Genomic DNA, 12,784 nt, shown 5'->3' with positions numbered 1-12,784 from the left:
CCCATCCCGCCCAGGCGCGCAGGCTGCAAGGGTGATCGGTTTGCCAACAACAACAAAAACTGCCGCTGAGTGAGCCTGATGAACATTCTCTACGACGAACGTGTCGACGGAGCGCTGCCCGCCGTGGATCTGCCCGCGCTGCTGCAGGCGCTGCGTGATGCCCTCCCCGATCTGGAAGTCCTGCACCGCGCGGAAGACCTCAAGCCTTATGAGTGCGACGGCCTCTCGGCCTACCGTACCGTACCGCTGCTGGTGGTGCTGCCCGAACGCCTGGAACAGGTGCAGGCCTTGCTCAAGCTCTGCCACCAGCGTGGCGTGCCGGTGGTGGCTCGCGGTGCCGGCACCGGCCTGTCGGGGGGCGCCCTGCCGCTGGCCAAAGGCATCCTGCTGGTGATGGCGCGCTTCAACCGCATCCTTGAAGTCAACCCGCAAGGCCGATTCGCCCGGGTGCAACCCGGTGTGCGCAACCTGGCCATCTCCCAGGCCGCCGCGCCCCATGGCCTGTACTACGCGCCCGACCCTTCCTCGCAGATCGCCTGCTCGATCGGCGGCAATGTCGCGGAAAACGCCGGTGGCGTGCACTGCCTTAAATACGGCCTGACCGTGCACAACCTGCTCAAGGTCGAGATCCTCACCGTCGAGGGCGAACGCCTGACCCTGGGCAGCGACGCCCTCGACAGCCCGGGCTTCGACTTGCTGGCGCTGTTCACCGGCTCCGAGGGCATGCTCGGCATCGTTACCGAAGTGACCGTCAAACTGCTGCCCAAACCCCAAGTGGCGCGGGTGCTGCTGGCCAGTTTCGACAGTGTCGAGGACGCCGGCCGGGCCGTGGCCGAAATCATCGCCGCCGGCATCATTCCCGGCGGCCTGGAGATGATGGACAACCTGGCGATCCGCGCCGCCGAGGACTTCATCCATGCCGGCTACCCGGTGGACGCGGCCGCCATCCTGCTGTGCGAACTGGATGGCGTGGAAGCCGATGTCCAGGAAGACTGCGAGCGGGTAGCCGGGGTGCTCAAGCAGGCCGGTGCCCGCGAAGTACGCCTGGCCTGTGACGAAGCCGAGCGCGTGCGCTTCTGGGCCGGGCGCAAGAACGCCTTCCCGGCGGTGGGGCGCATTTCGCCGGACTACTACTGCATGGACGGCACCATCCCGCGCCGCGAACTGCCCCGGGTGCTCAAGGGCATCAGCGAACTGAGCGAGGCGTACGGCCTGCGCGTGGCCAACGTGTTCCACGCCGGCGACGGCAACATGCACCCGCTGATCCTGTTCGATGCCAACCTGCCGGGTGAGCTGGAACGCGCCGAGGCCATCGGCGGGCGCATCCTTGAACTGTGCGTGGCGGTGGGCGGCAGCATCACCGGCGAGCACGGTGTGGGGCGCGAGAAAATCAACCAGATGTGCGCGCAGTTCAACAGCGACGAAATCACCTTGTTCCACGCTGTGAAGGCCGCATTCGACCCCCAAGGGTTGCTCAACCCGGGCAAGAACATCCCCACCCTGCACCGCTGCGCCGAGTTCGGCGCCCTGCACGTGCATCACGGGCAATTGCCCTTCCCCGAGCTGGAGCGATTCTGATGAGCGTGGACCGCGACATGAGCCAGGACCTGCTCGAACAGGTCAACCAGGCCCTGAACCTGGGCACGCCGCTGCGCATCCAGGGTGGCAACAGCAAAGCCATGCTTGGCCGCCCGGTGGCTGGCGAAATACTCGATGCCCGCCCCCACCGGGGCATCGTCAGCTACGACCCGACCGAACTGGTGCTCACGGCCCGCGCAGGTACGCCGTTGCTGGAAATCGAAGCGGCGCTGCACGAGGCCGGGCAGATGCTGCCCTGCGAGCCACCGCACCTGGGCGCCGAGGCAACCCTTGGCGGCATGGTCGCGGCCGGTTTGTCGGGTCCGCGTCGGCCGTGGGCTGGCTCGGTACGTGACTATGTGCTCGGCACGCGGGTGATCACCGGGCACGGCAAGCTGCTGCGTTTTGGCGGTGAAGTGATGAAGAACGTTGCAGGCTACGACGTCTCGCGGCTGATGGCCGGCAGCTTTGGCTGCCTGGGGCTGTTGACCGAAGTGTCGCTGAAGGTACTGCCACGCCCACGTGCGTGCCTCAGCCTGCGCTTACCGATGGACCGCCACCAGGCCCTGGCCGAACTGGCCGAATGGGGCCAGCAACCGTTGCCGATCAGCGCCGCCTGCCACGATGGCGACACCTTGTACCTGCGCCTGGAAGGCGGTGAAGGCTCGGTGCAGTCGGCCCGCCAGCGCCTGGGCGGCGACGAACTCGACAGCCGTTTCTGGAGCGACCTGCGCGAACAGCGCCTGGCCTTCTTCGATGACCGGGCACCGCTGTGGCGGTTGTCGGTGCCGACGGCCAGCGGTGATCTCGACCTGCCTGGGCAACAGCTGATCGACTGGGGCGGCGCGCAACGCTGGCTCAAGTCGACGGCACCGGCGCAGCTGATCCGTGAACAGGCCGCCAAGGTCGGCGGCCACGTCACCGGCTACACCCCGGGCGATGACAGCACCGCTCCGCTGCCCGCAGCACTGATGCGCTACCACCACGCCCTCAAGCAGCAACTCGATCCCCAGGGCGTGTTCAACCCTGGCCGCCTGTACCCGGACCTGTGAGGCCACGCCCATGCAAACCAACCTGAGCGAAAGCGCCAAGCGCCTGGCCCGCGGCGAAGAAGCCGAAAGCATTCTGCGTTCGTGCGTGCACTGCGGTTTCTGCACGGCCACCTGCCCGACCTACCAGTTGCTCGGCGACGAACTGGACGGGCCACGTGGGCGCATCTACCTGATCAAGCAGGTGCTTGAAGGCGCGCCGGTCACCGCCAGCACGCAACTGCACCTGGACCGCTGCCTGACCTGCCGCAACTGTGAAACCACCTGCCCGTCAGGGGTGAAGTACCACGACCTGCTGGATATCGGCCGCGCCGTGGTCGAGCAGCAGGTACCGCGCCCGCTCGGCCAGCGCCTGCTGCGCCAGGGCCTGCGCGCAGTGGTGCCGCGCCCGGCGCTGTTCAAGGCGCTGACCCGCACTGGCCAGGCCCTGCGGCCGGTACTGCCGGCCAGCCTCAAGAGCAAGCTGCCGGCCCAGGTGGCGCCGGCCGGCGAACGCCCCGCACCGCGCCATGCCCGGCGCATCCTGTTGCTCGAAGGCTGCGTGCAGGCCGCCTTGTCGCCCAACACCAACGCGGCCACCGCGCGCCTGCTCGACCGCCTGGGCATCAGCGTGGAGCCAGCCTGCGAGGCCGGTTGCTGCGGCGCGGTGGATTACCACCTCAATGCCCAGGAACAGGGCCTGCAACGCGCACGGCGCAACATCGATGCCTGGTGGCCGGCCATCGAGGCAGGTGCCGAGGCCATCGTGCAGACCGCCAGTGGCTGCGGCGCCTTTGTGCGTGACTACGGCCACCTGCTGGAAAAAGACCCGCACTACGCCGCCAAGGCGGCGCGGGTCAGCGCGCTGTCGCGGGACCTGGTCGAAGTGCTGCGCGACGAGCCGATCGAACAGCTCGGCCTGTGCGCCGAACAGCGCCTGGCCTTCCATTGCCCATGCACCCTGCAGCATGCGCTCAAGCTCGGCGGCCAGGTGGAAAGCCTGCTGACGCGGCTGGGCTTCACCCTCACCCCGGTGCCGGACGGCCACTTGTGCTGTGGCTCGGCCGGCACTTATTCGCTGACCCAGCCGGCACTGTCGCGGCAACTGCGCGACAACCGCCTGAATGCGCTGGAAAGCGGCAAACCGCAAGTCATCGCCACCGCCAACATCGGCTGCCAGACCCACCTCGACGGGGCCGGGCGCACGCCGGTGCGGCACTGGATCGAAATCGTCGAAGCAGCTTTGAGCCAGGAGAACAGCCATGCATAGCAAGTCCGTGATCGGCCAGGCAGAAGTGACCCGCCTGCTCGCTGCCGCCCGCCAGGAAGCCCAGGCGCAACAGTGGAACGTGACCATCGCCGTGGTCGACGACGGCGGCCATCCGCTGGCCCTGGAGCGCATGGACGGCTGCGCGCCGTCCAGCGCCTACATCGCCGTGGAAAAAGCCCGCAGTGCCGCACTGGGGCGCAAGGAAACCCGCGACTTCGAACAGATGGTCAATGGCGGGCGCACCGCCTTCGTCACCGCGCCGCTGCTGACCAGCCTGGAAGGCGGTGTGCCCGTGCTGGTCGATGGCCAGGTGGTAGGTGCCATCGGCGTGTCCGGGGTCAAGCCCGAACAGGATGCCCAGGTGGCCAAGGCAGGCGCGGCTGCCCTTTAGACCCGGCTTCGGCTTCTTCGCGGCGAAAGCCGCTCCCACAAGGACCGCACAGGTTTCAAAGGTTGCGCAGTACCTGTAGGAGCGGCTTCAGCCGCGAAGTGGCCGGCACAAGCGGCACACTTTCTGAAACCTGAACACCGAGCGAGAAGACAATGACCCATCAACTCAAGGTCGACCCGACCCTGCAACGCTTCATCGAGGATGAAGTGCTGCCCGGCACCGGCATCGACGCCGCCAGCTTCTGGCAAGGCTTCAGCACCCTGGTCCACGACCTCGCCCCGCGCAACCGCGAGCTGCTCGCCGAACGCGACCGCTTGCAGCGCGAACTGGACACCTGGCACCGCCAGCATCCCGGCCCGATCAGCGACATGCCCGCCTACCAGGCCTTCCTGCGCAGCATCGGCTACCTGGTCGACACGCCGCAGCAGGCGCGTATCAGCACCACCCAGGTCGACCGCGAAATCGCCGAGCAAGCCGGCCCGCAACTGGTAGTCCCGCTGAGCAACGCCCGCTATGCCCTGAACGCCGCCAACGCCCGCTGGGGCTCGCTGTACGATGCGCTGTATGGCACCGACGCCATTGCAGACAATGACGGCGCCGAGCGCGGCCAAGGCTATAACCCGTTGCGCGGTGCACGGGTGATTGCATTCGGCCGGGATTTTCTCGACCGCTCGGCAGCGCTTGCAGGCGCTTCCCATGCTGACGCCCAGGCCTACGCGATCAACCAGGGCAAGCTGCAGGTGACCTTGAGCGATGGCCGCCAGGTCGGCCTGGAAGACACCGCGCAACTGCGCGGCTATCAAGGCGAACCCGGCCAGCCAACGGCAATCCTGCTGCAACACCATCGCCTGCACTTCGAAATCCAGATCGACCCGGCCAGCACCATCGGCAAGGCCGACCGCGCCGGGGTCAAGGACATTCTTGTCGAGGCCGCGCTGACCACCATCATCGACTGCGAAGACTCGGTGGCGGCGGTGGATGCCGAGGACAAGGTCAACGTCTATCGCAACTGGCTGGGCCTGATGAAGGGCGACCTCAGCGAGCAGGTAAACAAGGGTGGCAAGACCTTTACCCGCGCGCTGGCCAAGGACCGCGAATACCACGGTGCAAATGGCCAGCCACTGACCTTGCCCGGCCGCTCGCTGCTGTTCATCCGCAACGTCGGCCACCTCATGACCAACCCGGCGATCCACGACCGCGATGGCCGGGAGATCCCCGAAGGCATCCTCGATGCCGTGGTCACCAGCCTGATCGGCCTGCACGACCTCAAGCGCCGCGGCAACTCCCGCGAAGGCAGCCTGTACATCGTCAAGCCGAAGATGCACGGCCCGGCCGAGGTCGCCTTCGCCGACCAGCTGTTCGGCCGCGTCGAGGACCTGCTGGGCCTGCCCCGGCACACCTTGAAAATGGGCATCATGGACGAAGAGCGGCGCACCAGCGTCAACCTGGCGGCCTGCATCGCCAGCGCGGCGGCACGGGTGGTGTTCATCAATACCGGGTTCCTTGACCGCACCGGCGATGAGATGCACACCGCCATGGAGGCCGGTGCCATGCTGCGCAAGGGCGACATGAAAGGCAGCACCTGGATCCAGGCCTATGAACGCAGCAACGTGCTGGTCGGGCTGGCCTGCGGCCTGCGCGGCAAGGCGCAGATCGGCAAGGGCATGTGGGCCATGCCCGACCTGATGGCGGCCATGCTCGAACAGAAGATCGCCCAGCCGCGTGCCGGCGCCAACACCGCCTGGGTGCCCTCGCCCACTGCCGCGACCTTGCATGCGCTGCATTATCACCAGGTGGACGTGCCTGCGGTGCAGGCACAGCTGGAGCAGGTCGACCTGGGGGCTGAGCGCGAACAGCTGCTGCACGACCTGCTGAGCATTCCAGTAAGCCCGGGCCGGCCCTGGAGCGCGGACGATATCCAGGCCGAACTGGATAACAACTGCCAGGGCATCCTCGGCTATGTGGTGCGCTGGGTCGAGCAAGGAGTGGGGTGTTCGAAGGTGCCGGACATCCATGACGTCGGGCTGATGGAGGACCGCGCCACCTTGCGTATCTCGGCCCAGCACATCGCCAACTGGCTGCACCATGGGGTGGTCAGCAGTGACCAGGTCGAGGCGACGCTGCAGCGCATGGCCAACGTGGTGGACCAGCAGAATGCCGGCGATGCTGCGTACCGGCCGATGGCAGGGAACCTTGCCGGCTCGCATGCGTTCCGTGCGGCACACGAGTTGGTGTTCAAGGGGCGTGAACAGCCTAGCGGGTATACCGAGCCGCTGCTGCATGGGTGGCGCTTGAAGTTCAAGCAGGAGGTTAAAGGGTAACGCCGCTGTTGGAGTAGCGGCCTTGCCGGGGCGCCGAACCGGCAAGGCCGCTCATCAGCGCTGAAAATGTTGTGGCAAGCACCTGTCAGCCCAGCCCCCCCCTACTTCCCCAGCCCCTTGCGCTCCAAAGCCGAACCCAGCGCATCCGCCTGCCCCCAGGCAAACTGGAAGCCGGCAGCGCCAACACCACTGCCGGCGTGCAGCACTTATCGCCAGTCGACCCTGTTCATAAAGAAGGCCTGCGCATTCGCCTCCAGGCTCTCCAGGTGATAGCCCCCCTCCTGCACAATCACACACGGCAACCGCAACGCCCGAATCCGCTCACCCAACGCCGCAAACCCGTCAGTCGTCACCGCCACCTTGCTCTGCGGATCCTGCTCATAGATATCGAACCCAAGCGACAACACCAGCACCTCGGCGCCAAAGTCCTTCACCGCATCCAGCGCGATCTCCAGCTGCCCCATAAAGTCCGCCTCGCTGGCCCCATGGGCCATCGGCAGGTTCAGGTTGTACCCCTCCCCCACGCCACTGCCGCGCTCGTCCTCGAACCCCGCCACCCCCGGATAGAAATTGGTCGGGTCACCATGGGTCGACACGTACAGCACATCGTTACGTTCGTAGAAGATCTCCTGGATCCCCTGCCCGTGGTGCATGTCGGTGTCGAGAATCGCCACACGGCTATAGCGGCTGCGCAGTGCCTGAGCCGCCACCGCGGCATTGTTGATGTAGCAGAACCCTCCGGCTGCATCGAACCGTGCATGGTGCCCCGGTGGCCGGCACAGCGCGTAGGCGGCGGGCTGGCCATCGAGAATGGCCTTGGCCGCGGCCACCGCGCTCTGCGCCGACCAGTAGGCCGAACGCCAGGTGTTTTCACCCACCGGGCAGCTGCCGTCGGCCAGGTAGCGCGCAGCCTGGGCGAGGATGCCGCGCAGGGCGTTGGGCTCGCGCACGAAGATGTTCGACATCACCTCGTCGCCCCAGTCCTCGGGCACGTCCTTCCAGCGCGCATGGGCCTCTTCGAGGAACGCCAGGTACGCTTCGCCGTGCACAGCTTTGAGCGGCGCCAGGCCGGCATCGTCGGGCTGGCGGATGTCGAAGCCCAGGTCCTTGGCGGCCTGCAGCAGGTGCTGGGCGCGCTCGGGGACTTCCTGCGGGGTGCGCATGGCACCGCGCGAGTAGTAGCTGCGCGGATGGTGCAGCAGCTGTTCGGGGTGGAAGTAGCAACGCATCAGGCTTCTCCTTGTTCGACCTGGCCGGCGCGGGCCAGCACGGCATTGAGCAGAACATCGACGCCCTGGCGGGCATCTTCGGGCAGTACGTCTTCGGCTTCGTTGTGGCTCAGGCCACCGACGCAGGGGATGAACACCATCGCCGTCGGGCAGTAGCGGGCCAGCAGGATGGCGTCGTGGCCGGCGCCGCTGACGATGGTCTGCTGGGCATAACCAAGCCCGTCCACCGCCTGCTGCACGGCAGCGACACAGTCGGCGTCGAACGGCGTCGCCGGGCTGACCCAATGGCGTTCGATACGGACCTGCAGACCGCGCGGGTTGGCGATGGCCTGCAGCTTCAGGGTCAGGTCGCGTTCCATGGCCTCGATGGCTTCGTCGCGGTGGTGGCGCAGGTCGACGGTGAAGCGCAGCACGCCGGGGATGGTGTTGCGCGAGGATTTGGCGATCGACAGTTCACCCACGGTGGTCAGGCCTTCTGGCGCAAAGTCTGCCGCCAGTTGCTCGACCGCCTGGATCATCCGCGCGGCACCGTACAGGGCGTCCTTGCGCAGCGGCATCGGCGTGGTGCCGGCGTGGGCGGCCATGCCTTCGACGGTCACATCCAGCCAGCGGATGGCCTGGCCACCGCTGACCACGCCGATGGCCTTGGCGTTGTCTTCAAGGATCGGGCCTTGCTCGATGTGCGCCTCGAAATAGGCGTCGACCTGGCCGCCCAACGGGCGCTGGCCGGCGTAGCCGGTGCGCTGCAGTTCGTCAGCGACGCTGATGCCATCGGCATCGCGGATGGCCAGAGCCTGGTCCAGCGCCAGGGTGCCGGTGAATACCGCCGAGCCGAACATGGCCGGGGTGAAGCGCGCGCCCTCCTCGTTCGTCCACACCGCGATTTCCAGCGGCTTGCGGGTGTGGATGCCAAGGTCGTTGAGGCGGCGAACCACTTCAAGGCCCGCCAGCACGCCATAGACGCCATCGAATCGGCCGCCCTCGGGCTGGGTGTCGAGGTGGCTGCCCATCATCACCGGGGCGGCAGCTGGGTCGCTGCCGGCGCGGCGGGCGAACAGGTTGCCGATGGCATCCACCGTCAGCGTCAGGCCGGCTTCGCGGCACCAGTGGCTGAACAGTTCACGGCCGGCCTTGTCCTCGTCGCTCAGGGCCAGGCGGCAGCTGCCGCCACGGGCGGTGGCACCGACTTCGGCCATGGCCATCAGGCTCGCCCACAGGCGTTCGCCATTGCTTTTCAACATGTGCGGGTACTCCAGAATCAGGTGGATCGATCAGGCCAGTTCCAGGCGCTGGCTACGGGCGTACTGGCGTGCCAGGGCAAGCACGCAGACCAGGGAAATGCTGGCGATCAGGGTGTAGAACACGGCCATCGGCCACCATTGTCCGGTGAAGGTGTGGGCCAGCCAGGTGCCGATCAGTGGCGTGAGGCCGCCAGCGATGGCGCCACAAACCTGGTAGGCCATGGAAATCGCGGTGTAGCGCACGCGGGTGTCGAACATGCCGCTGACGTAGCCGGCGATCACCGCATAGAACGACGCCATGCAAGCCGCCGCCAGGGCGATGCCAAGCACGATCAGCGGGCCTTCGCCGGAGCTGACCAACACGAACATCGGGTACGGCGAGGCCATCGCCAGCAGGGCGACCAGGGCCAGGAAGCGGGTGGCTCCGAGCTTTTCCGAGAGCCAGGCGGCCAGCGGCTGTACGCAGAACTGGATGACCGCCACGAAGAACAGGCATTCGAGGATCAGCGAGCGCTCAAGGTGCAACTGCTGGGTGGTGTAGCTGATCATGAAGGTGTTGGTGAAATAGACCCCGGCGATACCCAGGGTGTTGGCACCGATGCACAGCAACAGCGGGCGCCAGGCAGTACGCAGTACTTCCAGCACCGGTGCCTGTTCCTTGCGCTGGGCCCTGGCTGCCTGCTCGCGGCTGGCAATGAACTCGGGGGACTCGTTGACCCCCAGGCGAATCGCCAGGCCCACCAGCAGCAACAGCGCGCTGGCCAGGAACGGCACACGCCAGCCCCAGCTCATCAGGTCTTCTTCCGGCAGGCGGGTCACCGCGCCAAAGGCCAGCAGCGACAGGATCAGGCCTGCAGGGCTGCCCAGCTGGGCGAACGACGCGAAAAAGTTGCGGCGGCCCTTGGGCGCATGTTCGCCGGCCATCAGCACGGCCCCGCCCCACTCACCGCCCACGGCAATGCCCTGGATCACCCGCAGGATGATCAGCAGCACCGGCGCAGCGGCGCCGATCTGCGCGTAGGTCGGCAACAGGCCGATGCACACGGTCACGATGCCCATCATCAGCAGGGTGATGACCAGCGACTTCTTGCGGCCGATGCGGTCGCCCACGTGGCCAAAGACAATGCCACCCAGCGGCCGGGCGAAGAAGCCCACGGCGAAGGTGCCGAACGCGGCCATGGTGCTGAACAGGCTGTCGTCGGAGGGGAAGAACAAGGCACCGAACACCAGGGCGGCGGCGGTGGCGTAAATGTAGAAGTCGTACCACTCGATCATGGTGCCGATGAACGCGGCGGCGGCGGCACGACGCGGCTGGGGCGAAGCGGTGGGCTTCATGGTGGCTCCTTTGCTTGTTTTTCTGGCAGGAGTTAAGGGGGTCACGGTTGCGCTCTGGTGGCGCTTGGCTTGGTGGCCGGTGTTGGCTTGCCCGCGAAGAGGCCAGCACCGATATCACAGGCCTCAATGACTGCGATTTATCGTCCTGGGGCTATGATTAGTCAATTTTCTATTTATTATTCGCACTATTAGCCCTGCTTATCATCGAGCCTGCCATGTCCGACCGCCTGCTCAACGACCGCCTCGACTGGAACCTGCTGCGCACCTTCCGCGTGATCGGCCAGGAGCTGTCCATCAGCCGCGCGGCTGCCCGCCTGCACCTTACCCAACCGGCCGTGAGCCAAGCGCTGAAACGCCTCGAAGAACAGCTCGGCCGCCAGCTGATCGCTCGCCGTGGGCCACGCTTCGTGCTCACCGACATGGGCGAGCAGCTGTTTCAGCTGGCCGGTGAGGTGTATGGGCAGATGTCGCAGATCGGCGGCCTGCTGGAGCAGCCGGCGGACGAACTGGTAGGCAAGGTGCGCTTGCTGATGATCAGCCGCATCGTCAGCGAGCGGTTCGATGACTTCCTGGCGGACTTCCATCGCCAGCACCCAAGGGTCGATCTGGAAATCGACGTGATGCGCAGCTCGGACATCGTTGCCGCATTGCAGGAAAAAACCGCCACCGCAGGCCTGAGCCTCAATCGCCGGCCGCAACCACGCCTGGAACAGCGGCTGTTCCTGCGCCAGCGCTATGCGTTTTTCTGCGGCAAGCACCATGCCTTGTTCGGCCAGGCCGAGGGCGATCTGCAGCGGGAGAATTTCGTCAGTTTCACCAGCGACCAGATTGGCGGCATGCTGTCGCCGCTGACCATTTTCCGCGACCAGCAGGGGTTTTCCGGGCGGATCGTGGCGTCGTCGCCGAGCCTTGAAGAAGTGCGCCGACTGGTGATTGCCGGGTTCGGCATCGGCTGCCTGCCCGAGCATGTGGTAGCGCCGGACGTGGCGGCGGGGCTGCTGTGGAAGCTGCCACCTGAAGAAGGGATTGCCGATGTGGACATTCACCTGTTGTGGAACAGGGAACAGCGGTTGAGCCGGGCCGAAGAGGTGTTTATCGAAGCATTGCAACAGTGCTTGATCTAACGCTTTTGAGCCGCACGATAGACCTCACTCCACTCGCGCTTGCCAACGGATACCACCACTACAACGATCCGCGCCTCCTCGACTCGATAGACCAGGCGAGGCCCTGAAGTATGCACGGCGTGATTGCCGACCTGGGCACTGCCGAAGGCGCCGAAACCCTGTTCGCCGCCCACCCGCAGACCGATATCCTGGTCAACAACCTGGGCATCTACGACGACGTAGACTTCTTCGAGGTGCCCGACAGCGAGTGGGAGCGCTTCTACGACGTCAACGTGTTGTCCGGCGTGCGCCTGGCTCGCCACTATGCCCCGGGCATGGTTGGCAAAGGCTGGGGGCGGATCCTGTTCATCTCCTCCGAATCGGGCATCGCCATCCCCGCCGACATGATCAACTACGGTGTGACCAAGGCCGCCAACCTTGCCGTGTCCCACGGCCTTGCCAAGCGCCTGGCCGGCACCGGGGTAACGGTCAATGCCGTGCTGCCCGGCCCGACCCTGACCGACGGCGTCGCCGCACTGGTGGCCGACGCCGCCCAGGCCTCCGGGCGCAGCATCCGTGAAGAAGCCGACCACTTCGTGCGCAACGCACGGCCAAGCTCGATCATCCAGCGCGTCGCCGAGGTCGACGAAGTCGCTCACCTGGCGGTGTACCTGGCCTCCCCTTATTCCTCTGCCACCACCGGCGCGGCCCTGCGGGTCGACGGCGGTGTGGTCGACAGCCTCGCTATCTGAATCCAACTGGAGACTTACACCATGGCAGCTGCCTACGCTTCCCTGCACACCCAACACAGCCCTGACCACGTCTGGGCCCTGATCGGCGGCTTCGACAACCTGCCCGACTGGCTGCCGTTCATCCCTGAAAGCCTGTCCAGCGAAGGCGGCCGCGTGCGCTCGCTGAAAGACCCAGACGGCAACAGCATCGTCGAACGCCTGATGGCCTTCGACGAAAAGGCACGCAGCTACAGCTACACGATCCTCACCAGCCCGTTCCCGGTGACGGGCTACCTGTCGACCCTGCGGGTCAAGGCCGATGGCCAGGGCAGCCTGATCGAATGGTTCGGCGAATTCACCCCGGCCGGGGTCAGCGATGCAGAGGCGCAGGCGCTGTTCAAGGGCATCTATGAAGGTGGCCTGCAGGCTTTGGCATCCACTTTGGATTGAAAACATGGGGGCGCTTTGCGCCCCATTCGCAATTGAAGGCGGGCGGATGCGGCGGAAAGTGGGTGGCTCGCCTGAATTGAACTGTCTTGGGCAGGTGTCAGCCTCGA

General features: G+C 66.2%; 10 protein-coding genes and 1 pseudogene. 8 read left to right on the top strand and 3 right to left on the bottom strand.

What is annotated here, in order from left to right; genetic code table 11:
* The first annotated feature begins 78 nt into the window (after positions 1-78).
* From glcD to APH27_RS12800, 5 genes are all read left to right on the top strand, one after another.
* Positions 79-1,578, top strand: coding sequence for a glycolate oxidase subunit GlcD (gene glcD / locus APH27_RS12820; RefSeq protein ID WP_060485006.1), 1,500 nt, complete (start codon positions 79-81; stop codon positions 1,576-1,578).
* On the top strand, positions 1,578-2,630 hold the full coding sequence (gene glcE / locus APH27_RS12815) for a glycolate oxidase subunit GlcE (protein WP_060485005.1): 1,053 nt from the start codon (positions 1,578-1,580) through the stop codon (positions 2,628-2,630). The genes glcD and glcE overlap by 1 nt, the downstream gene beginning before the upstream one ends.
* 10 nt (positions 2,631-2,640) lie before the next feature.
* A complete protein-coding gene (glcF, locus tag APH27_RS12810; protein WP_060485004.1) occupies positions 2,641-3,876 on the top strand; it encodes a glycolate oxidase subunit GlcF in 1,236 nt (411 codons plus the stop codon).
* Positions 3,869-4,267, top strand: coding sequence for a heme-binding protein (locus APH27_RS12805; protein ID WP_060485003.1), 399 nt, complete (start codon positions 3,869-3,871; stop codon positions 4,265-4,267). Before glcF ends, APH27_RS12805 begins: the two co-directional genes overlap by 8 nt.
* A gap of 152 nt (positions 4,268-4,419) precedes the next feature.
* Entirely contained in the window at positions 4,420-6,588 is a 2,169-nt protein-coding gene (locus tag APH27_RS12800) for a malate synthase G (RefSeq protein ID WP_060485002.1), read from the top strand.
* Between the two features lie 206 nt (positions 6,589-6,794).
* On the opposite strand, the gene APH27_RS12795 is transcribed toward APH27_RS12800, so the two are convergent.
* From APH27_RS12795 to APH27_RS12785, 3 genes are read right to left on the bottom strand one after another with little or no spacing between them, the layout of a single operon-like run.
* Positions 6,795-7,817 (bottom strand): histone deacetylase family protein, encoded by a 1,023-nt coding sequence (locus APH27_RS12795; RefSeq protein ID WP_060485001.1) that lies wholly within the window; start codon positions 7,815-7,817, stop codon positions 6,795-6,797.
* Positions 7,817-9,058: a Zn-dependent hydrolase gene (locus tag APH27_RS12790; protein WP_027918545.1), complete on the bottom strand. Its 1,242-nt coding sequence runs from the start codon at positions 9,056-9,058 to the stop codon at positions 7,817-7,819. Before APH27_RS12790 ends, APH27_RS12795 begins: the two co-directional genes overlap by 1 nt.
* Positions 9,059-9,088: 30 nt before the next feature.
* Positions 9,089-10,393: an MFS transporter gene (locus APH27_RS12785; protein ID WP_060485000.1), complete on the bottom strand. Its 1,305-nt coding sequence runs from the start codon at positions 10,391-10,393 to the stop codon at positions 9,089-9,091.
* A gap of 215 nt (positions 10,394-10,608) precedes the next feature.
* Here APH27_RS12785 and APH27_RS12780 point away from each other — a divergent pair, with 215 nt between their 5' ends.
* The 3 genes and pseudogenes from APH27_RS12780 to APH27_RS12770 all read left to right on the top strand — a co-directional run bounded on the left by APH27_RS12780 (position 10,609) and on the right by APH27_RS12770 (position 12,677).
* Positions 10,609-11,517, top strand: coding sequence for a LysR family transcriptional regulator (locus APH27_RS12780; RefSeq protein WP_027918543.1), 909 nt, complete (start codon positions 10,609-10,611; stop codon positions 11,515-11,517).
* 110 nt (positions 11,518-11,627) lie between these two features.
* Positions 11,628-12,248 (top strand): annotated as a pseudogene (locus APH27_RS12775) (SDR family NAD(P)-dependent oxidoreductase); the annotation flags it as partial.
* Between the two features lie 21 nt (positions 12,249-12,269).
* Positions 12,270-12,677, top strand: a complete 408-nt coding sequence (locus APH27_RS12770; protein ID WP_060484999.1) for an SRPBCC family protein — start codon at positions 12,270-12,272, stop codon at positions 12,675-12,677.
* The last annotated feature ends 107 nt before the right edge of the window (positions 12,678-12,784 follow it).

This window comes from Pseudomonas sp. NBRC 111123 (genome assembly GCF_001320205.1).
Classification (GTDB): domain Bacteria; phylum Pseudomonadota; class Gammaproteobacteria; order Pseudomonadales; family Pseudomonadaceae; genus Aquipseudomonas; species Aquipseudomonas putida_J.
This window is presented reverse-complemented; position numbering and strand designations above follow the sequence as displayed.

Bases quoted from the DNA above. Each gene is read 5' to 3' on its own strand.
- APH27_RS12770 (WP_060484999.1), top strand. From the start codon at position 12,270: ATGGCAGCTGCCTACGCTTCCCTGCACACCCAACACAGCCCTGACCAC.
- glcD (WP_060485006.1), top strand. From the start codon at position 79: ATGAACATTCTCTACGACGAACGTGTCGACGGAGCGCTGCCCGCCGTG.
- APH27_RS12805 (WP_060485003.1), top strand. From the start codon at position 3,869: ATGCATAGCAAGTCCGTGATCGGCCAGGCAGAAGTGACCCGCCTGCTC.
- APH27_RS12780 (WP_027918543.1), top strand. From the start codon at position 10,609: ATGTCCGACCGCCTGCTCAACGACCGCCTCGACTGGAACCTGCTGCGC.
- APH27_RS12795 (WP_060485001.1), bottom strand. From the start codon at position 7,817: ATGCGTTGCTACTTCCACCCCGAACAGCTGCTGCACCATCCGCGCAGC.
- APH27_RS12785 (WP_060485000.1), bottom strand. From the start codon at position 10,393: ATGAAGCCCACCGCTTCGCCCCAGCCGCGTCGTGCCGCCGCCGCCGCG.
- glcF (WP_060485004.1), top strand. From the start codon at position 2,641: ATGCAAACCAACCTGAGCGAAAGCGCCAAGCGCCTGGCCCGCGGCGAA.
- APH27_RS12800 (WP_060485002.1), top strand. From the start codon at position 4,420: ATGACCCATCAACTCAAGGTCGACCCGACCCTGCAACGCTTCATCGAG.
- APH27_RS12790 (WP_027918545.1), bottom strand. From the start codon at position 9,058: ATGTTGAAAAGCAATGGCGAACGCCTGTGGGCGAGCCTGATGGCCATG.
- glcE (WP_060485005.1), top strand. From the start codon at position 1,578: ATGAGCGTGGACCGCGACATGAGCCAGGACCTGCTCGAACAGGTCAAC.